Genomic DNA, 22579 nt, shown 5'->3' with positions numbered 1-22579 from the left:
GGTTTTTTACCTGATCAACAAAGAACTCTTTGAATTCGAGAGTAAACGTCATCCTATGCGGCGTGATAGAATGCGTATACGGATTCTGAGCAATCACTTCGATTTGCTCGTTTGTGTAGCTTGGTTTTCTTTTTGGATTCATACAGATTCCCCCTTTGCTCATTATATCAGCAAAGACAGCCTAATCTGTGTCCACATATCGGAAATGTAATAGATATTTCCAGGAAAGTATATTTTTTTACTGCCCATTTCGTGTCCACGTCTTGAATCTGCTGCAAAAATACTGCCTAAACTGTTTAATGACGTGTCCACTTTCTAGGGTCCATTTTACGTGGAGGACTACTGTCCTAGAGGAAAAACTTAAAAAATACCGTAAGGAAATTTGAACGATTCGTGGAGGACTACTGTCCTAGAGCAAAAACTTCAAAAATACCGTAATGCAAAATGATGCGATTCATGAAGTACTACTGTCCTGGAACAAAAACTTCAAAAATACCGTAATAGGAAATGGGGTGATTGATGAAGGACTACTGTCCTAGAGGAAAAACTTGAAATATACCGTAATGGAAATCAGGTTGATCAAAGAAGGACTACTGTCCTAGAACAAAAACTCTTAAAATACCGTAACAAAGTGCAAACAGGTGCTCTGAGCGTTACTGTCCTAGAGCAAAAACTCCTAAAAAACCGTAACAAAGTGCGGATAGGTACTTGGAACGTTACTGTCCCAGAGTAAAAACGTCTAAAAGACAGTAATGGAATCGGGACAGGGACAGGAGAGCTACTGTCTGAGAAGAAAAACTTGCACAAGACAGTAATGGTTACCGGGAAACAGTAGAAGAATGGAAAAGTCGTACGGCCTGGGAGAATCCGACGGCGCGAAAAAGTGGCGCCTCTCCGTATACTACGTTCCGCAATATCTGGAAAGACGCCACAAGGGGATGAAGTTATTTGAGGTCTGAGTGTTAATTATTTGTACTGTGATGCGTTGGACTTATCTACAGGTGAGAAAGGAACCCATACATAGAGACCGTCCTCGGTAACACCGGTAACATCAGCAGCTGTGCCTTTCTTGGCGATGGCGATGGCTGTTTCTACACAGGCAGCGCCCTGAGCGCCTGCATCCTGAAGTACGGTGAACTGCATTCCACCAGAGAGGATTGACTCACAGCCGGCAACAGTTGCATCTACTCCGACAACCGGAACTGCCTGAGGATCCATACCAAGTTCCTGCATTGCCTGAACTACGCCAAGTGCCATATCGTCATTATTGCAGATGACACAGTCATAAGGCTGGTTTGTTTTTAAGAAGAGCTTAAATTCATCACAAGCTTTCTGAGTATTCCAGTAAGCTGTATCGTTAAATGCAAAGTTCGCATTTACACCCTGCTGTTTGAAATATTTCTTAACGGCTTTGGTTCTTCCGAGTGCTGCCGGATGTCCGGGCTGACCTGAGAAGAGACAGATGTTAATGCTTGAAGGCTTACCAAGCTTGTTCCACACATATTCAGCCTGCATCATGCCCGCATCAACTTCATAACTTCCTACATACATGTATTTATTGGGCTTTAGATATGCAGCATCAGGTTCTGTATTTGTGAACAGGATAGGAATACCGCCTGCTGCAACTTCCAGCTGAAGGGCTGTATCAGCATTTACAGGATTACAGATGATGCAGTCGTAGCCGGATTTGGCTGCCTGGGAGATCTGAGCCACCTGAGCATCTACAGTAGCACAGGGTTCTCCGCAATCTACTGTAACTCCGGTTTTGGCACCGGCATCAATTACGCCGTTCATAACCAGTGTTTTGAAGTTATCAAGAGTAATGGTTGAGAAATAAACCTTTACTCCGGAGCCATTGGTTGAGCCGCCTCCGCCTGATGATGAGCTTCCGCAGCCCATAACAGAAACTGCCAAAACAATACTTGTCAAAAGACATGCAAATATTTTTTTAAATTTTGTATTCTTCATTATATTCCATGCCTCCTTAAATCTTAAACTTCTGAACATAGGATGTAAGAGTCTGCGATGTATTAGCAAGCTCGTGTGAATTGTCCGCAACATCCTGGCTGCTCTTTGTGATATTGTTTGCCATCTCAACCATGTTCTCACTGGTTGCAAGAATCTCATCGGCGCTGGCTGCCTGCTCTTCTGAGATAGCAGCTACGTTGGTGGCAACGTCATCAACCTTCTCGATATCTTCGATCATTGCCTCGATAAGTCCGTTAGATTCCTGAATATTTGTATAGATCTGATCGAAGGTTCCAACCGCAACATGAATGAGTTCGGAATTTTCTTTTATGCTATCAGCACTTGCATGTGCCTGGCCTACTGCATCTCCGATAAGCTTGTGAACCTCGTCGATAAGATTTGAAATATTGTTTGCACTCTCGGCAGAAGTCTGGGCCAGCTTTGCAATCTGTGTAGCAACAACTGCAAATCCCTTTCCTGCTTCGCCTGCTCTTGCAGCCTCGATGGAAGCATTCAGTGAAAGGAGGTTTGTCTCCTCGGCGATCTCACCGATCATGCCGACAATGTTGGTGATCTCTTCAGATGCGGAACCAACCTTGTTGATGGATTCAACAAGTCTTTCGTTGGCATCGGAAATACCTTCCATGGCAACGCTGAGTTTTTCCATATCCTCACGGCCCTTCTGGGAGATGCCGACTGTTTCTTTCATACTCTCGTTTGCTTTGTCACTGTTATCTCTTGTATCGGCAACAACCTGTGCAAGAGTTGTGGCATTCTGAGCAATATCGTTAACAGCTGTAGCCAGCTGATCAACGGTTTCATTGAGCTGCTGCATAGCTTCGGCCTGTGACTGGGAAGCTTCGTACATGGTCTTTGAAACTCTGTCTGAGTTATCTGATTCTTCCTGCAGCTTGTCAGATTCCTGACTGATATGTGAGAGCATGCTTCTCATGGAAGCAACGAACTCTGAAACCCTGCTTCCCATGACACCGATCTCATCGTTACTTGAAGCATCGATATCGATAGTGAAGTCACCCTCTGACATTGATGTGATGTTGTTGGAAATATGTCCAAGAGGTGCAATAACTCTTCTGACAACGAAGAGGATAAGTAAAATAATGAGGACAATTGCTATTCCACCAACTATAAACAGAAGAGTTCCCATCTGTGAAACAGACTTAAGAATGATACTTGTAGGAATGTATGATACAAGAACCCAGTCTGTTCCCGGGATTTCTTTGAAAGCAACCATGTTGTCTGCAATCTCTTTACTGGTGAGATCTCCACTGATAATGGATTTAGCAGCACCTGCAAGGAGAGGGTTTGAGTTTGACTCTGCAAGAGTCGTACCCATTATGGTATTATCTCTGTGTGCAAGGATCTTGTAGTCATTGGTATCTACAAGGAAGGAACTTGCATCCTCCATTTTTACACCGGAGTTTACGATGATCATTATCTTATTGAGGGAAACGTCTGCACCGATGACTTTGATATTATCGGAGCCGTCGTTTAGAATACCGGTGGCACTGATAACAGTATCGCCGGCTTCATTTGTGTATGCGGTACCGTATGCCATTCTGATCCTGCTAAGACCCTGCTTAAACCAGGTGGTTCCGGTGACATTTCCGGCAGCCATGCCGGACTCGGTGGCTTTGTAGAACTGTCCGTCACTGGTTCCGATATAGAAGCCCTCAGGAGAGTTCTCGTTATAGCCATAGTAAGTATCCAGAATAGGAACAAATTCCGCCTCTGTAGGATTCTGACTTTCTATGGTATGTTTTACGGTTGTGAAATACTGGAGGTTTTCGCTCAGCCACGCGTCGATGTTGTCCGCCTGGTTTGAGATAGAAGACTCAAGTGTCTCTGTGGCCATCTCAGACATTCTGTTTTTGGAAACAGTTGCTGCGATAACAACCAGTGCCACTACTGTGATGATGACAACAGGAAGTATGTACGTAAGGAGCTTGGTACTGATCTTCTTGTTCTTTTTCTTCACAGAAGCATTTGCAGATGTTTTTGCCTCATTTTCACTCATTTTTTTCATCTCCTGTTCAAAAAGGTATAATAAAATAAGTAAAGCTAGTATAAATAATTATAGCATTGAGCGAATAAGAATTTACCATATTTCGTTATAGTTTATATTATTTTAAGAATCGATAATAGATATTGTATAATAGTTTTTAAAGCAACAACATTTAGAGAGGTTTCTATGATTAATAACGAAGCAGAGAATAAATATGCAGAGGAAATGAAAGCCTGGCTCATGATCCAGGTCATCGGAAGAACCAGCATAAATATCTTTAATTCCAAAAAGCTAAGGAGAGAAATGGAAGATCATCTTGATGTTCTTTTATCGCCGGGAATTACAGGAGACGTAAATGCAAAGCTCCTGGATTTTGCCGACTACTTCATTGATTCCTGTCTTTCCTCGAAGGCATATTCAACTGCAGTGTTCGGAATAATGTCAATGAGCGAAGCAGGTGCTGCCACAAGACTTGCGCAGGATATACTTGAAATCACTCATGATATCCCCAAGAGATTTGGCTTTGAGGAAAAGAGTGTTCTGATCCGCAACGCGTTTTTGACCAAGTTTACAGAAAAGATCCAGGGCGCGAACAAGATCCTTGCAGAGCTTGGAGTAGAACCTGTCAGAGAGTAAAAGAGTATGCATAAAAATTTAACCATCGGCATTCTTGCGCATGTTGATGCCGGAAAGACAACGCTCTCAGAGGGACTTTTATACCTCGGCGGAGCTATCAGAAACATGGGAAGAGTGGACCACAGGGACACCTTCCTTGATACCTACGAACTTGAAAGAAGCCGCGGGATTACTATATTTTCCAAGCAGGCTATCTTTGAATATGAAGGAATAAATTTCACACTTCTTGATACGCCGGGCCATGCGGATTTTTCTCCTGAGATGGAGAGAACTCTGCAGGTTCTTGACGTGGCGGTTCTTATCATCAGCGCCCCGGACAAGGTCACAAGTCAGGGCAAGGTGCTTTTTAAGCTTCTTTCTCACTATAACGTTCCAACGATCATATTTGTAAATAAGATGGACCAGGCAGATGCCCAGGGAATCAGCCGGCAGGACATAATGTCGGCGCTAAAGACTGACCTTGGCAGCCATGTCGTTGACTTCACAAATCCCATGACCGATGCAGAAACTCAGGAAGAGATCGCAGTATGTGATGACGAGCTTTTAGAAGGTTTTCTTGAAGGCAGAGCAGTAGATAAGAGCGACATCGCCCGTCTTATCAGAACCCGTAAGTGTTTCCCCTGCAGGTTTGGCTCTGCCCTTAAGATGGAAGGGGTAAAAGAACTTTTGGACCTTGTGTCAGATTACCTTCAGGAATCAGAAGAAGACTCTTTAAAAGATCTGTCAGACAAAGCCTTTGGCGCCCGCGTATTCAAGATAAGCCGCGATGAAAACAACAACAGATTAACTCATATGAAGATAATGAGCGGAAGACTTAAGGTAAGAGATCAGATCGGTAATGACAAGATAGACCAGATAAGGCTTTACTCCGGAGATAAGTTTACCGCGGTAGCCGAGGCAGAGGCAGGAATGATCTGTGCCGTTACCGGCTTATTGGATACAAGAGCCGGTGAAGGTCTTGGAATCCTGGAAGGCGAGACGGTATCAGAGGTTCTTCAGCCCATTCTTTCATCAACTCTCATTCTTCCCGAGGAGGCTGATGCCATACAGGTTTACGGCAAACTAAAAGCCCTGGAAGAAGAGGAACCCATGCTTCTTCTTAATTATGTTGAAGCTACAAAGAGCATCGTGGTTCAGACCATGGGCGAAGTTCAGAAGGAAATTTTAAAGCATCTGATAAAGAGCCGCTTTGACCTTGATGTTGGCTTTGGCCCCGGACACATAGTATATAAGGAAACAATCGCAGGACCTGTTGAAGGTGTAGGACACTACGAACCCCTAAGACATTATGCGGAGGTCCACCTTCTGCTTGAACCCGGAGAGCCCGGAAGCGGAATTGCAATTGACAGCGTATGCAGTACCGATGACCTTGCCCTTAACTGGCAGAGGCTCATTCAGACACATATCTTAGAGAAAAAACATCTCGGAGTCCTTACAGGGTCTGAGGTCACAGATATAAAGATAACCCTGCTTGCCGGAAGAGCTCATGAAAAGCACACCGAGGGCGGAGACTTCAGGCAAGCCACTTATCGTGCGATAAGACAGGGACTGATGCAGGCAAACAGCATCCTTCTTGAGCCGGTGTTTGACTATCGCATTGAACTTCCGCAGGAGTTTGTGGGAAGGGCACTCAGTGATATGCAGCGCATGAACGGTACGGTATCTTCCCCGGACATCGAGGGAGGGAAATCAGTCCTTACAGGAACTGTTCCGGCAGCATGCCTGGGGGATTACAGCACCACGCTTTCCTCCTACACAAGAGGCGAGGGCAGGATATTTACTACCTTAAGTGGTTATGCCCCTTGCCATAACACGGAAGAAGTCCTTGAGCAGCTTGGTTACGATCCCGAGCTTGATATCGACAACTCCGCTGACTCAGTATTTTGCATGCACGGAGCCGGAACCGTTATACCCTGGAGTGAAGTCAGAAATTACATGCATGTGGATTCAGGATGGAGCCCTGACGACAGCAATAAAAAGACCGATCTGTCTGACAGCATAGATATGGAAGCCCTTGAAAAGCTTCAGGCGCGTCTTAGAAGACAAGATAACGCCCCGAGGTCTTTTGACGAAATAGAACAGCAGCTCCGCATGGAAGACAAGGAGTTAAAGGTAATATTTGAGCGGACCTACGGAGCGGTCAAACCGAGGTACGTAGAGACCAGGACAGAAGTTACTGCACTGACAGCCGAAGAAAAAGAAGCCAGAAGAGACCTTGAAGTCGAGAGACAAAAGCGTGAGAAATATGAAAATGTAAAGGGTGAAAACCCCGATGAATACAAGGAATATCTCCTGGTTGACGGATACAATATTATTTATGCATCGCCTGAAATGGCTTCTCTTGCCAGGGATGACCTAAAGGCTGCAAGAGATACCCTCATCGACACGTTGGTGAATTTCCAGGGCTTCAGGAGAGAGAAAGTGCTGCTTGTTTTCGACGCATACAAGGTTCCCGGCGGAAGGGAACATGTGGAAGAAAAGAGCGGACTGATGATTATTTATACAAAAGAGGCAGAGACTGCAGATCAGTATATCGAGAAAGCTGCACATGAGATAAGCAGGAAATACAGGGTAACCGTGGCCACTTCTGATGCCATAGAACAGGTAATTGTCATGGGAAGCGGGGCGATCAGGTTATCCGCCAGGGACTTCTGGGAAGAGATCAGAAGAACAGGGGATCTGATAAGGGAAAAAATAGGCAAATAAACGGATGATTAAATATAAACAAATTGCCTAAAAAAAGTATAAATTTTAGCCAAAAAGCACATTCTTTAATCCGAAAAGCAATATAATAGTGGTATGGGATTCGAATAAGGAGGTAAACACATGAATCAGAAATCAGGCTTTAAGGCACCACTTGGACTCTTGCTTATCGGTATTTCAACAGTACTGGTATTAACGCTTGTCATCAGCATCATTCTCAATGCAACTAAGATGAAATCAATTGAGCAAGCTGATAAAGAGCTTTACTATGACATGCTTTATACCATAAGTACAAACCTGATCAATGCGGACAGGGATCTGTATCAGGCTGAGACTGCTGTGCTGAATATTAATGCTTACGCGCAGTATTTGCCTCCGGAGCAGATAAAGCAGAATGTAAGTGATTACTATGAGAACTGTGATCAGGCCTTTGACAGGGTTAAACAGGCTGTCGCTCTTGCCCAGACCAATGATGATCTGTGGACGGAGCATACTACTTCCGATGGAAGGACATTCTCACAGGTTTATCCTGCTTTCGAGTCACAGTTTAATTCCTGGAAGACCACCTATAACGTTGACGCCAATGAGGGCGACATTGAAGCTTTTGCCAATCAGTTCCTTACAACAAGAGATTATATCAGCGATATGACTGATATCACAGAGGACTGGGCTACTCACGAGAAAGAAGAGGCAGAAGCAGCAACTTCAAAAAGCATATATGTAAATGCCGGCATCTTTATGGCTATTGCCGTTATTCTCCTTATAATAACTGTTCTCATTATTATGGCCATACTGAAAACTTTCAAGAAGATGGGCGAGGATGTTAGGAGAATTTCCAGCGGTGATTTCGTAACGAAGATAAAGACCGACAGTATGATCATTGAGTTCGAGGAAATCCTCAAGGGCCTGGAGTCCATGAGACATGAGCTCAGAAATGCTCTTGTTAAAGTCATTGACCATGCTGATACCGTCAATTCCAAGGCAGAACTTGCCAAGGACAGCATCACAAGTTCACAGAAGACAACTACAGATATCAGCTCTGCAGTTAACGATCTGGCTACAGGTGCAACAGCTATGGCAGAAGATGTTCAGAGCACATCTTCTATCACAGTTAACATGGGATCTTCCGTAGACAACGTTCTTGATTCCGCTAATTCCAACATGGAAAGAGGCCGTCAGGTTTACGAAGAATCAACCAAGGTTAAGGAACAGCTCGAGCAGATCAAAGAGCAGGATCAGAAGAACGACGAGATGGCTACTCAGGTTGCAGACTCTGTAAATGAGACAGCTAACGTAGTTGCTCAGATCACACAAGCTGCTGAGTCCATCATCTCCATCGCAAGCCAGACAAACCTCCTTGCTCTCAATGCTTCAATTGAGGCTGCAAGAGCAGGCGAAGCAGGTAAGGGCTTTGCGGTAGTTGCAGATAACATCAAGGATCTGGCGGGAGATACCAATAACCTTGCCGGCGAGATCACCAACATGCTTTCGACAATTACGGATTACTCCAATAAGAATAAAGAGCTCACAGAGGCTATCAAGGGTGCCATAACCAATGAGACAACAGCTCTTGAGGAGATGAGTGAGTCCTTCGATCAGATGCTTGCACTCCTTCAGGAAACCGAGGAAGGCAACAAGCAGATCGTAGAGCTGGTTAACACCATGAACTCCGACAAGGAGAACATCATGAATTCCGTAGAATCCCTCTCAAGTATTTCAGAGGAGAACGCAGCATCAACTCAGGAGACAAGCGCATCCCTTATGCAGCTTGATACCAACATGGAATCTGTTGTTGAGCAGGCACGTGACCTTCAGAAGATCGCTGAAGAGCTTACAGCTAACGTTAAATACTTCAAGGTTGAGCTTCCTTCTGACGAGGCATAATACTTTAAAACTAATACAGGGGCAGACATTTAAATGTCTGCTCCTTTTTTATTGCAGTCATGTTAATATAAAAAAGATGGCTGCATTTTATGCAGCATGTGGGGGAGAAGCAATGAGGATAGTTATAGTAGAGGACGAAGTCCGCATCAGGGAGGGATTTTTTAAACTCCTTGGAAAACTTGGAGACGAATATGAAATAGTGGGAGAAGCTGAAAACGGAAGGGCAGGGCTTGAGATCTGTAGGGCCAAAAAGCCCGACCTTGTCATTACCGACGTGCAGATGCCGGAGATGGACGGCCTTCAAATGCTACAGGCCATCAGTGATGAGGGCCTTGACATTAAAGCCATCGTACTCAGCGCCTACTCGGAATTTGAATACGCAAGAACTGCAATGAAACTGGGGGTTACGGAGTATCTTTTAAAACCCCTTAATATATCTGACTTTTCAACAGCCCTCGAGAACATCAGACATCAGATGGAAGAGGATAAGAGAAAAAAGCCTGCTACGGTCGGAACGCTCGATCAGGTTATGCGCGATATAATCGGAGGGCGAATGTCCGCTGACGATGAGGCTTTTAACTATCTAAAGAAAAATTACGGAATAACCGCAGATCAGAAGTTCATAATCCTGTGTGACTACCTTGGGAATCAGTATGAAAACAGTGCAAAGAGAGAGCAAAAAGAGCTCTCGAATTCTCTTTCATTTTATGAGGGCATTAAGTACCTGATCCTTGACGTTGAATACAGGAAATCCCTGATTGTAATAGTCTATAAATATGAAAGCGCCGCTGATTTTGAGAGATGGATCCAGTACCAGCTGCTGCACAAGTTAGAGGGAAGCTCTGCCATGGGCTTTACCGAATGCACCTCCATTGGTGGCATCAGCCAGGGGATAAACGATCTATACCCATACATGGACTGGAATATCTCTTTTGAAAAAGACGTTCTGATATCCTACCCCAAGATAACCCAGGTGCAGACATCACTGTGCGTCTATCCGCAGGACCTTGAAGCAAGGATGAAGACAGCAATATGCGCATCGGATTTTCCTCAGCAGAAAAAGCTCATGGATGAATTCGAAGAAGGTTTCCATGACGGAAAGGTTTATGACCCGAGAGAGATCAAGGAGTGCTTTGTAAGATTTATCTGGTCTGTCATTGAGATTGCCAAGGACATCGGAAACAAAAAAGTAGCCGATCTTCAGCAGCAAAAGCTCCTGGACGGTATCATGAACGCCAAGCTCCGATCCGAACTTTCATCTGTATGCGCGGGTATTTTGAATATGCTGAAAGACAGTGAGGAGGCTTCCGATACGGAGACGCTTACTGTGCGTCGTGCTAAGAGCATGATCCATGAGTTCTACCACACAGGAATCACGCTTGATGAAATTGCTGACAGGCTCGGTATAACTCCGGAGTACTTAGGAACCCAGTTCCACAAGGAAACGGGCGAGACCTTCAGCACCTACATCAGAAACTATAGGATCAGCAAGGCAAAAGAGCTTTTGGTGGGCACTTCAATGAAGCTCAAGGAGATATCGGAAAGAGTCGGCTACTCCGATCCCAAGTACTTCAGCAAGGTCTTCAGAGACGTTACGGGCAAGCTCCCTGCCGAGTACAGAAAGTCCCTTAAGTGATAATAAAACCACATTAGAATATTCCACCTTTTTCAGATTTATCGTGTTTTGATATTTCTTTTGCCAAGGTATTATTTAGAAAAAGAGATATTGAAAAGGGGAAGAAGATGAAAAAAGTAAAGGAATTTTTCAGATATGAAAATGCAGGATTGTTGTTCATTCTTCCTGCATTTTTATATATGCTGATCTTTGTTGGGTATCCGATACTCAGTAACCTCGTTTTAAGTTTTCAGGACGTATCGGTAAAAAACCTTGTGCATGGCCAGAAGCATTTTGTGGGCTTTGCCAATTACCTTCAGATATTCGGGGATGAAGTATTCAGAAAGGCAATGGGGAACACCTTAAAGTTCACCATTTACTGCCTTATCTTCCAGTTCCTTATAGGATTCTTACTGGCTCTTTTGTTCAATAAGAACTTCACATTCGCAAAGACAGTCAGAGGACTCACCATGATACCCTGGATGATGCCAATGACGGTAACTGCGCTGATGTTCAAGTTCATGTTCTCCACAGACGTTGGAATCATCAACTATATCTTAAAATGCCTTCACCTGATACAGAACAATGTAGAGTGGCTGACAACTCCAAGGACAGCAATGATCGCGGTTGTTGCTGCAAATGTATGGATAGGTATTCCTTTTAACACAATCCTCCTTGCGACGGGTCTTACCACGATTCCTCAGGAGCTGTACGAGAGCGCCTCGGTTGACGGCGCAAACAGCTGGCAGCAGCTGATAAAGATAACTCTGCCGCTCCTTCGCCCAACCATTGAGTCGGTGCTGGTTCTTGGATTTATCTACACCTTCAAGGTATATGATCTTGTATACGTAATGACAGAAGGAGGACCGGTCAATTCGACACACCTTCTTTCCACCTATTCCTACAAGCTTTCCTTTGATCTGTTCCAGTACAGCAAAGGATCAACGGTTGCAAATGTATTGTTCCTGATACTGTTTCTTGTGGGACTCTTATATCTGAAGATCACTATGCAGGGGGAGGAAGACTGATGGACGAGAAGAAAATAACAGGAAAAAACAATGTGGTCTTATGTATCGTATCCGTTGTGATACTGGTGCTGCTTCTTTTCCCATTGTTCTGGACACTGATAACATCATTTAAGACAGAAAAAGAGATATTCATGATACCGCCAACATGGTATCCGCATGAGCTCAACACCAAGTCCTACGCAGCTCAGATTGAGAATGGCGACTTCAACATGTTCAAGTCATTCTTTAACAGTTTTGTTATTTCAACAGGCGCGATGTTGATAGCTGTAGTCCTTGCAGTTCCGGCATCCTATGCCATCGCAAGATATAAGTTTGTCGGAAGGAAAGCTATGCTCCTGGGCTTTTTGGTAACACAGATGCTGCCGGTATCAGTTCTTTTAACTCCTATGTTCATAATGTTTAGGAATATGAAGATCTACAATACCTGGTGGGCACCTGTCCTGGCAGATGCAACCATCGGAATCCCTTTCTCCGTCTTGATACTTAAAAACTATTTTGCATCGATACCAAAGGCCCTGGAGGAAGCTGCTTACATCGATGGCTGCACCAGGATGATGGCGTTTATGAAGATACTTGTTCCGGTTGCTAAGCCAGGTGTTATCGTGTGCGCGATATTCTCATTCCTTTACGCCTGGGGAGATCTGGCATACGGAATGACATTCATACTGGATCAGGAGAAAAGACCTATCACCGCCGGTATCTTTAATTTCATGGGCCAGTACGGAACCAAGTGGAGTTATCTGACTGCCTTTGCGATCGTGGCCATCATACCGGTCACGCTGATCTTTGTCTTCATGCAGAACTATATAATAAGCGGAATGACAAACGGTGCCGTTAAGGGATAATTCTTGAAAGGTTAGCCCGCGGAATATATGATAATCAGAGGAGATATTATCCTCTGATTTTTCATTTTTGGGGTGGAGAAGAGTATGAAAAAAACGAGCTTGCGCAACAGACTGATCAGGGTCTTTATCTTGACGAGCATGCTCCCTATCATCATTCTGGGAGTCTTTTCCTATATAAGCATGTCGGTGACTCTTTCACGGAACACCGAGATGATGTCCAAGAGCAGCTTAAAGCAGCTGGATAACAATCTTAATATTTCCCTTGAAGCCTATGAGGATGTGCTCTACCAGCTCTACACCGATGACAACATGGTCAAGTGGGTGTTCGAGATTGACGAGGGTACCAATGAAGCTGTGGCGGTAAACCAGATGCGCCGTTTTATGAGTTCGCTCCTTTACACCAAGGACTACATCAGGGCGGTTTCGGTGATAACTCCCGGAGGAGAGCTGGTTACCTACGAGCAGATGACGCCTGCCACCTATAAAAGTTCCTGGCTTGATAATTTCAGCAAGACTCAGGAGGAACTCTATAAGGATATTGAACAGGACAACGGAGTTCACTTATATCCCACGGAGTTTGGAACCAACTTTGCCAAAAAAGATTACTACCTGTTTCACATGGCTCACAGGATCATTGATTACAAGTCCCTGACCAAGGACTGCGGAGTCGTTATCGTAAGTGTGGATGAGGATTTCCTTAAGGATATCTGCCTTAATTCCAGCGATGATACCAGGATATTTAACTTTATCGTTGATGATAAGGGACAGATTGTCACCTTCGGAGATGAGTCGGAAATTATTGGAAAGTCTGTGACGGACATGTCCGGGTCTGAGGAACAAAGAGTCTCCGACTACGATCTCTTTTTAAAGAAGAATTACCCTCAGCTGGCAAGAGAAGCGGCGGTGTTTGTGATGCATGATGAGAAGCTCTCCTGGGACGTTGTGAATGTAACAAGCCTCTCTGAGCTCACCCGTCTTCAGAGAAGGCAGCTGGTTTTGGTTGCTATCATCGGAGTTCTGGCGATGACTCTGGTTGTGCTTATGTCCACAGGTCTTTCTGCTAATCTTGTTAAGTCCGTCAACTACGTGACAGGAAGAATGAAGCAGGCAAGAAACGGAGATCTTTCGGTCCGTGCGGAAAAAGACAAAGCGATGCCGGCGGAGATTGAGACCATAGCAGATGCCTTTAACGACATGATGAAAAAACTGAACGTGGCTCTTACAAAACAGCAGGAAGCTCAAATTGCAGCGCTGGAAGCCCAGATAAATCCGCACTTTCTTTATAACACCCTGGATACCATTAACTGGATGGCTATCGATAAGGATGAGTATGACATAAGTAATGCTATAAGTGCGCTGGCCAATATTCTGCGATACGCCATTGTGAACAGCAACGGGGAAGTTACCATAAGAGATGAGATGGAATGGCTAAGGAAATACATTTATCTTCAGCAGTACAGGGTTAAGAACAGTTTTTCCTACAACGCTTTTGTGGAGCCTGATGCCCAGACGGCCATTGTGCACAAGCTCCTTTTGCAGCCCTTTATCGAGAATGCGATCAAGCATGGTTTTACTCCGGATCAGGAAGATGCAAGGCTTGGCGTCTATGTGGGCTGCAAAGATAATTTCCTTCAGATAACCATTGAGGATAACGGAAAAGGAATGGCTCCGGATATCATAGAGAAGATAAACAGCCGCGACTTTGAGACTCTGAAGGGCAATACAAACATCGGCATTAGTAACGTGGTTACAAGGCTTGAGATGTACTACGGCAATGAGGGGAAGATGAGAGCAGAGCCCGGCAGGGAAAAAGGAAGCCTTATAATTATCGAAATTCCCCTTAAGAAAAAAACAGATTAGAAAATTCATCCTTTTTAAGTTTTGTTGAGTTTTTTACTCCTTATTTATGGGAGATAATTCCATTGTAAGCAAAACTTATAATGTACCAAACAATAAGGAGGGACACATGAAAAAGAAGATATTGGCTACAGTACTTAGCGCCGTAATGGTTATTTCCATGATGGCAGGCTGCGGAGCAGCACAGGCAGAGCAGTCGGGGGTTCAGGGTGCATCAAGAGAAACAGAGACCAAGACAGAAACAACAGCAAAAGAAGCAGATCCAATACCTGCATCCGATGAAGCTTCAGGCGATGTAACAATATGGTACTACTGGGAGACAGCAGGACATCAGGAAGCTCTTGATCACATCATTCAGGAGTTCAACAACCAGCAGTCAAACATCAAGGTTCAGGCTAAATATGTACCTTTTGCAGATTTCAAGAAACAGCTCTCCATCGGAGCTTCAGCAGGAGAACTTCCTGATATCGTAATTCTTGATAATCCGGATCACGCATCCTACGCTGCAATGGGAATCTTTGCAGATATCACAGACAGATTTGATGTAAGCAGCTACTATCCGGGACCTGTTAATTCCTGCACACTTGACGGAAAGCTCTACGGTGTTCCATTCGGAAGTAACGACCTTGTTCTTTTCTACAACGAAGATATGCTTAAGGACGCAGGATGTGAAGTTCCCAAGACCTGGGATGAGCTCCTTGATGTAGCTAAGAAGACAACAAAGGGCAATGTTTACGGATTTGCACACTGCGCACTTCAGAACGAAGAGGGAACCTTCAACTTCCTTCCTTGGGTATGGTCAACAGGCCAGACATCTTATGAAATCAATTCCGAGGGCGGAATCAAGGCACTTGAGTTTGAAAAGAGTCTTGTTGAATCAGGCGCATTCCCTAAGGAAGCAATCAACTGGACACAGGGCGATACCATGAACCAGTTTATTTCAGGAAACCTTGCTATGATGATCAACGGAACATGGCAGATCCCTACAATGCGTCAGGAAGTGCCTGACCTTAACTGGAACGTTGCACCTATCCCTCAGGATAAGCAGCAGGCATCAGGACTTGGCGGAGAGAACTACGCAGTAATTGCAGGCGGCAACGAAGAAGCAGCTATCGCATTCCTTCAGTATGCAACCAGCGGAGATACATGTCTTTACATGATGGATCACATGGGATACATCTCATCAGATTCCAAGATCGCAGAGACACAGTTCAAGGGCGATGCAGTTTATCAGGTATTTGTAGATGAGATGAAGTACGCAAATGCAAGAGGACCTCTTCCTGAGTGGCCTGACATTTCAGATGCTATATCCCTTGCATTCAATAAGGTCATCACAGGTGAGAGTGCACCTGATGCAGCAGCAGCAGAAGCACAAGCAACCATTGATGGAATTCTGGGCAACTAAACCTATCCAAACCGTAATTTAAATGGATGAAAATGCTATATTTTATGCGGGCAGAGAGCTATCTCTGCCCGTACTTAATATAGTACAATTAAACAAAAACGCTTCATGCGAAGGGGGAAGAATAAATGAAGACCGTTGTAAACGATACATTCTGGAACAGGTATAAAGAGCTTGTAAGGACCGGAATGATACCGTATCAGTGGAAGGTATTAAACGACGATATTGATATCAAGATTGAAAAAGAAAGAAACGATGCATCGATCCCAAGTGAGAAGAGCCATGCCATCGAGAACTTTAAGATAGCTGCAGGAAGAACAAAGGGGGAGCACTACGGTTGGGTGTTCCAGGACAGCGACGTATATAAATGGCTCGAGGCAGCAGCCTACACACTTAAGAATCACTGGGATGATGATCTTAAAAAGATAACCGACGAAGTGGTGGACCTTATCGCAGATGCCCAGGAAAAGAGCGGGTATCTGAACACCTACTTTACCATCATGGAGCCGGACCACAAGTACAAGCGTCTTGGAGAGAGCCATGAGCTCTACTGCGCAGGACATTTTATCGAGGCAGCAGTAGCCTATCATCAGGCAACAGGAAGTAAGAAAGCACTGGATATTGCAATTAAGCTCGCCGATCACATAGACGCATCCTTCGGACCGGAAGATGGCAAGATCCATGGATGTGACGGACATGAGGAAGTTGAGATCGGACTCATGAGACTCTATCATCTCACCGGGGAAAAGAGATATTTGAAGCTCTCAGAGTACTTCCTGCTTCAAAGGGGACAGGACCCCGACTTTTTCAAAAGACAGTTCAGAGAAGATACAGGTAAGCCTGCAATCGGAGGTCTTTATAATGCACCTCTGACATACTTCCAGATCCACGCACCAATCCTTGAACAGGACAGCGCCGAGGGACATGCTGTAAGACTTGTCTATATGTGCACGGCTCTTGCAGATGTTGCAGCTTCAACAGGCAATAAAGACCTCGAAGCAGTCTGCAGAAAGATCTGGAGAAATATAGTAGATAAGAGAATGTTTATCACGGGAGGAATAGGCTCAACGGTAAACGGAGAGTCTTTTACCCTGGACTATGACCTTCCCAACGATACCATGTACTGCGAGACCTGCGCATCAATAGGACTCATCTTCTTTGCAAGACAGATGCTAAGACTTAGTGCAGACGGTGAGTTCGGTGATGTGATGGAAAGAGCTCTTTATAACACAGCTCTTGCCGGAATGGCGTTGGATGGAAAGCATTTCTTCTATGTTAATCCGCTTGAGGTTGTTCCAGAGAAGTCGGAAAAAGACCCGACAAAGAGCCATGTGAAAGTGGTTCGCCCGGACTGGCTTGGATGTGCATGCTGTCCTCCCAATCTTGCAAGGCTTATCGCTTCCGTTGAGGACTATGTGTATTCAGAATCAGGAAAAGACATTTTGGTAAACCTCTTTATAAAGTCTGAGATGGTCAGAGAATATGAGGACGGCGAGGTTACTGTAAGAATTGATGCAGATTATCCAAGAAGCGGAAAAGTGCAGATCCATGTTGATAACAGCACTAAAGAGGCTGTAAGGATTGGCGTAAGGGTTCCGGGCTGGTGTGATAAGGCCGGGGGTAAGATAGTTGCCGGAAATGGCGAGAGCACGATAGAAGACTGCGCAGTTGTTGCAGAAAAAGGCTTCTGGTACACAGAGTGCAGCACCGGTGCAACTGACATTGAACTGGAACTGGATATGACTCCCAGGAGATGGTATGCAAGTCCTCTTGTTTCCGAGGATGTAAATAAGGTGAGCATCGCAAGAGGACCTCAGGTGTTCTGTGCAGAGGGCGTGGACAACGGAGATAACCTGCATCTTCTTATGCTTCCTAAATACGCTGCGCTTAAGTGCAGCTGGCAGGATGAACTTCTTGAGGGTGTAGAAGTTATAGAAGCTGACGGCCTTAGAACTGTAGCTGCAAGAGAAGGCGGACTTTATAGAACAACCAAGGCTGAAACATCTGAGCCTGCAAAGATAAAGATGATACCGTATTACGCCTGGGCAAACAGGGGTCGCAACGAAATGCGTGTTTGGCTAAACGAGAAGGAGTAAGAGTATATGCTGAGGGTAGATGGCAACAGACTTATATATCACTATGATGCAGAGGAACTGTGGATCGAGAGCTGGGGGGAGAATGCTGTCAGAGTCCGCGCAACCAAGTATAAAGAGATGCCGGATAGCGACTGGGCTCTTTCGATACCGCAAAAGGAATGCGGAGAGATAAAGCTGCTTGAGAATGGAGCGGCGCTGAAAAACGGAGCGCTCAACCTCACGATTTCAAACGGTGGCAAAATAGTCATCTGCAAGGAAGATGGCACCAGAGTATTCGAGGAATACTGGAGAAACAGAAGAGATATAACGGATCCGAAGTGCAGCTCCATTGAGGTTGAGGGCAGAGAGTTTCAGCCTAATGTGGCGGGGGATTACCATGTGACAATGCGCTTTGAATCCCTTGACAGTAATGAAAAAATCTACGGAATGGGTCAGTATCAGCAGAGGGAAATGGAACTCAAGGGGTGCGACCTAGAGCTTGCTCACAGGAATTCTCAGGCAAGTGTTCCCTTTGCACTTTCATCATTGGGATACGGAATATTGTGGAATAACCCTGCTGTGGGACGAGCTGTTTTTGGCAAGAACATCATGAGCTTTGAGGCTTATGCCACCAAGTATATAGATTACTGGTTTGTAGTTGGAGATACCCCTGCCGAGATCGTTAATGCCTATGCGAAGGTTACGGGAACTGTGCCTGTGATGCCCGAGTACGGACTTGGCTTTTGGCAGTGCAAGTTAAGGTACCAGACTCAGGAAGAGCTTCTTGGTGTTGCAAGAAAGTATCACGAGCTTGGAATTCCTCTTGATATGATCGTGTGTGATTTCTTCCACTGGCCAAAGCAGGGGGAGTGGAAGTTTGATAAGACCTACTGGCCGGAGCCTGAGGCCATGGTAAAAGAGCTAAAGGACATGGGCACAGAACTCATGGTATCCATCTGGCCTACTGTGGACAGGGAGAGTGAGAACTTCGATGAAATGCTGGAGAAGGGATACCTGATCCGTACCGAGAGAGGCTTCAGGACAGGTCTCAATTTCATGGGTGCCACCATTCATTATGATGCAACCAATCCCGAGGCCAGGAAATATCTTTGGGATAAGGTCAAAAAGAACTATTACGACCTCGGAATAAAGACCTTCTGGCTTGATGAAGCCGAGCCTGAATACACGGTTTATGACTTCGATAACTACAGATATTTTTTAGGAACCGACCTGGAGGTTGGAAATATCTATCCTGTAGAATACGCAAGAACCTTCTATGAGGGAATGGAGAAAGAAGGACAGGAGAATATCGTAAACCTGCTTCGCTGTGCCTGGGCAGGAAGCCAGAAATACGGCGCTTTAGTATGGTCAGGAGATATCGCTTCAAGCTTTGATACCATGAGAAACCAGCTCTCAGCAGGTCTTAACATGGGAATCGCAGGAATACCCTGGTGGACAACAGATATAGGAGGCTTCCATGGAGGAAATCCCGACGATCCTGAGTTCAGAGAGCTCTTTACCAGATGGTTTGAGTGGGGAGCATTTCTTCCCGTTATGCGACTTCATGGTGACAGAGAACCCCGCCAGCCTCAGTATGGGCAGACGGGCGGAGCAGCATGCAGATCCGGGGCTCCCAACGAAATCTGGAGCTATGGTGAGGAAATCTTTGAGATCTGCAAAAAGTATATTGCGCTGCGTGAGTCCATGAGGGAATACATCAGAGGAATCATGCAGGAGTCCCATGAAAAGGGTAGCCCGATCATGAGAACTCTCTTCTATGAATTCCCTGAGGATGAAACTGCATGGAATGTAGAAGATGAGTACATGTTCGGAGATAAATACCTGGTAGCACCCGTATTTGAAGCCGGAGCAAGAAAAAGACAGGTATATCTTCCAAAGGGCTGCAGCTGGAAACGCATTGGTACTGACACGGCCATCGATGGCGGTCAGTTTATCACTGCAGATGCTCCTTTAGAAGACATGCCTGTCTATGAAAAAGTTATTACTTGTTAATTCTTAAAATCTCTGTGTAAAGCAGAATAAGAGGTGCAACGCCCTTGGCGTCGTTCTCCACAACGGGCTCTGAGAAGTAGTATTCAAGAGATCCGTCTCTGTGCTGAGGACCGCCAAGGCCTGCCACCAGGCAGATGCCTCCAAGCTTTGGAGTTCCGTCCTCATTTCTTGAGAGGTAGGTGTTTGTAATGCCGTCAAATGCCTTCATGGCAATCTCTTCAAATCTCTTAGGAAGATATCCAAGTCTGACACCTTTTAAAAGTCCATAAGCTATAAGCGCTGTTCCTGAGGTCTCAAGGTAGTTTCGAGCGTCTCCCTTTTTATCAACAATCTGATAGAACATTCCACTCTCGTCCTGGAAAGGGATGAGGGAATCAGCAAGGTCTTTTAACATGGACTGAAGATAACGCTTCTCGTAGTACATGGACTCGTCCATCGCATCAGTTGTATCAACCAAAGCTACCGTGAACCATCCAAGGGCTCTTAGCCAGAAGTTGGGGCTAAGCCCTGTCTCCTTGTCGGCCCAGTACATTTCACGGCTCTCGTCGTATCCATGATAGTAAAGACCAGTCTTTGGATCCTTCATAAGAGCTTCTACATTCTTAAACTGCTTGAAGGAATCAAGACAGCCCTGCATCTTGTTGTAGCGCCTCTCATATTCCATATAGAAGGGCTGTGCCATGTACATGCCATCGAGCCACACCTGATAAGGATAGATATTCTTGTGCCAGAAGTTACCTGCCTTGGTCCTTGGCATGGTATCCAGCTGACTTCTTGCGATATCCATGGCCTTTCTGTATTTCTCTTTTCCCGTAAGATCATAGAGTTTAAAGAGATTCTTGAAAGGATTGATATTGTCCAGATTGTATTCTTCGGTGGAGTAGGTCTTAACTGTGCCATCCTCCTGGACAAACCAGCCGATGAAGTTGTCTGCAAAATCGAGATACTTCTTGTCCCCTGTCATCTCGTAGAGGGACAGAACAGCAGTGATCATGCAGCCGTCGATGTAGTTCCACTTGTTTGGCTTGCCACTGACGATCTTTTCAATGTTCCAAAAGGGATGCTCGGCGTCGGACTTCTCAAGGAGGTAGTCCACGTACTCATCCAGCATCTTAAAAGCTTCTTCCCTTGTCATAGTTTTCTCCCAATAAATTTGTCTTTTGCTATCAAAAATGTAAGTGCTTACATTTTATCACATTAAGGAAAAATATGATATACTATTTTCTACGATTTTATTCGGTATAGAGGTGCTTATGAATAAGAAAAATGATCTGACAAAGAGAATGCTGGACTTTATCTACAGCGCACCGACAGCTTATCATGTTGTGGATAATATCAGCAGAGATCTTTTAAAAAGAGGATTTACAGAGCTTTTTGAGGGCGATGCATGGAAACTCTCAGCAGGTGACTATTTTGTCCGCCGCGGAGATTCAGCAATAATCTCCTTCAGAATTCCGAAAAAGAGCTTTAAAGGCTTCCACATGATCGCAAGCCACTCTGACTCACCTTCCTTCAAGATCAAGGAGAATCCCGAGATGAAGGCAGGAGCATACATTAAGCTCAACGTCGAAAAGTACGGCGGAATGCTATGTGCTGAGTGGTTTGACAGACCACTTTCCGTTGCCGGAAGAGTGGTAGTTAATAACAAGGGTAAGGCAGAGACCAGACTCGTCAACATAGACAGAGACCTTCTGATGCTTCCGGCGCTTGCTATCCACATGAACAGAGAAGCCAACGACGGAATGAAGTACAATGCCCAGAACGACATGCTGCCTATCTTCGGTGACGACAAGGCAGCCGAGAGCTTTTTTGCCCTGATCGCCATGGAAGCAGGGGTTAAGAAGAAAGAGGATATACTGGGGCACGATCTGTTTTTGTACAACAGAGTAAAGCCTACCTTCTGGGGAGCCAATGAGGAGTTCATCGGGGGCTCAAGGCTCGATGATCAGGAGTGCGTATTCTGCAGCTATGAAGGCTTTGTTAATTCCAAGGCAAAAGACTATGTGGCTATGCACTGCGTATTCGACAACGAAGAGGTTGGCAGCGGAACCAAGCAGGGAGCGGATTCTACCTTCCTTAAGGATACTCTTGAGAGAATCTGCGACGGACTTGGCAAGACAAGAGAGCAGTATCACATGGCTGTTGCAAACAGCTTCATGATATCAGCAGATAACGCCCATGCAGTTCATCCTAACTATATGGACAAGGCAGATCCGGTTAACAGGCCTGTCATGAACGAGGGTATTGTTATCAAGTACAACGCAAACCAGAAGTACACTACTGACGCGGTTTCTGCAGCAGAGTTCAAACTTTTGTGCAAAGAGGCTGATGTGCCTTACCAGACTTTCACAAACAGGTCTGATATGCCGGGAGGCTCTACACTGGGCAACATTTCAACAGCGCAGGTTTCAGTAAATACCGTGGATATCGGTCTTGCACAGCTGGCTATGCATTCACCCTATGAATCTGCAGGTAGCAGGGATCCTGAGTACCTTGCGGCAGTTTCAAAGGTCTTTTACAACAAGTAATT

General features: G+C 45.2%; 14 protein-coding genes. 11 read left to right on the top strand and 3 right to left on the bottom strand.

All coding sequences use genetic code 11. The annotated features are described in order from the left end of the window. Window positions 1-966: 966 nt before the first annotated feature. Both G632_RS0112810 and G632_RS0112805 read right to left on the bottom strand, forming a co-directional pair. Window positions 967-1968 carry a substrate-binding domain-containing protein gene (locus G632_RS0112810; RefSeq protein ID WP_022769697.1) on the bottom strand — a complete coding sequence of 334 codons (1002 nt, stop codon included), beginning with the start codon at window positions 1966-1968 and terminating at the stop codon, window positions 967-969. 16 nt (window positions 1969-1984) lie between these two features. Further along, on the bottom strand, window positions 1985-4003 hold the full coding sequence (locus G632_RS0112805; protein ID WP_022769695.1) for a methyl-accepting chemotaxis protein: 2019 nt from the start codon (window positions 4001-4003) through the stop codon (window positions 1985-1987). A gap of 174 nt (window positions 4004-4177) precedes the next feature. On the opposite strand from G632_RS0112805, the gene G632_RS0112800 reads away from it, so the two are divergent. The 10 genes from G632_RS0112800 (at window position 4178) to G632_RS0112755 (ending at window position 20049) form a co-directional block, all read left to right on the top strand. After that, entirely contained in the window at window positions 4178-4627 is a 450-nt protein-coding gene (locus G632_RS0112800) for a DUF6553 family protein (protein ID WP_022769694.1), read from the top strand. A gap of 6 nt (window positions 4628-4633) precedes the next feature. Then, window positions 4634-7333 carry a translation factor GTPase family protein gene (locus G632_RS20025; RefSeq protein ID WP_022769692.1) on the top strand — a complete coding sequence of 900 codons (2700 nt, stop codon included), beginning with the start codon at window positions 4634-4636 and terminating at the stop codon, window positions 7331-7333. Window positions 7334-7453: 120 nt separating this feature from the next. Beyond that, window positions 7454-9214, top strand: coding sequence for a methyl-accepting chemotaxis protein (locus tag G632_RS0112790; RefSeq protein WP_022769691.1), 1761 nt, complete (start codon window positions 7454-7456; stop codon window positions 9212-9214). A 112-nt stretch (window positions 9215-9326) separates the two neighbouring features. Beyond that, window positions 9327-10850: a response regulator transcription factor gene (locus tag G632_RS0112785; RefSeq protein ID WP_022769689.1), complete on the top strand. Its 1524-nt coding sequence runs from the start codon at window positions 9327-9329 to the stop codon at window positions 10848-10850. A 107-nt stretch (window positions 10851-10957) separates the two neighbouring features. Beyond that, the gene (locus tag G632_RS0112780) at window positions 10958-11857 is read left to right on the top strand and encodes a carbohydrate ABC transporter permease (RefSeq protein WP_022769688.1); all 900 of its coding nucleotides are present in this window, start codon (window positions 10958-10960) and stop codon (window positions 11855-11857) included. Further along, on the top strand, window positions 11857-12702 hold the full coding sequence (locus tag G632_RS0112775) for a carbohydrate ABC transporter permease (RefSeq protein WP_022769687.1): 846 nt from the start codon (window positions 11857-11859) through the stop codon (window positions 12700-12702). Before G632_RS0112780 ends, G632_RS0112775 begins: the two co-directional genes overlap by 1 nt. Window positions 12703-12786: 84 nt before the next feature. Next, window positions 12787-14562, top strand: coding sequence for a cache domain-containing sensor histidine kinase (locus G632_RS0112770; RefSeq protein ID WP_022769686.1), 1776 nt, complete (start codon window positions 12787-12789; stop codon window positions 14560-14562). Between the two features lie 106 nt (window positions 14563-14668). Further along, complete coding sequence (locus G632_RS0112765; protein WP_022769685.1) at window positions 14669-15964, top strand: ABC transporter substrate-binding protein; 1296 nt, start codon at window positions 14669-14671, stop codon at window positions 15962-15964. 125 nt (window positions 15965-16089) lie between these two features. After that, complete coding sequence (locus G632_RS0112760; protein WP_022769684.1) at window positions 16090-18057, top strand: glycoside hydrolase family 127 protein; 1968 nt, start codon at window positions 16090-16092, stop codon at window positions 18055-18057. Between the two features lie 6 nt (window positions 18058-18063). After that, window positions 18064-20049: a glycoside hydrolase family 31 protein gene (locus tag G632_RS0112755; protein ID WP_022769683.1), complete on the top strand. Its 1986-nt coding sequence runs from the start codon at window positions 18064-18066 to the stop codon at window positions 20047-20049. Here the strand turns inward: G632_RS0112755 and G632_RS0112750 are convergent. Continuing rightward, on the bottom strand, window positions 20039-21184 hold the full coding sequence (locus G632_RS0112750; RefSeq protein WP_022769682.1) for a glycoside hydrolase family 88/105 protein: 1146 nt from the start codon (window positions 21182-21184) through the stop codon (window positions 20039-20041). The genes G632_RS0112755 and G632_RS0112750 overlap by 11 nt on opposite strands. Window positions 21185-21302: 118 nt before the next feature. Here G632_RS0112750 and G632_RS0112745 point away from each other — a divergent pair, with 118 nt between their 5' ends. Beyond that, window positions 21303-22577 (top strand): M18 family aminopeptidase, encoded by a 1275-nt coding sequence (locus G632_RS0112745; RefSeq protein ID WP_022769675.1) that lies wholly within the window; start codon window positions 21303-21305, stop codon window positions 22575-22577. The last annotated feature ends 2 nt before the right edge of the window (window positions 22578-22579 follow it).

This window comes from Butyrivibrio sp. NC2007 (genome assembly GCF_000421405.1).
Lineage (GTDB): Bacteria > Bacillota > Clostridia > Lachnospirales > Lachnospiraceae > Butyrivibrio.
Note: the sequence above shows the minus strand (reverse complement) of the source record. Positions and strands in the feature narration are given on the sequence as shown.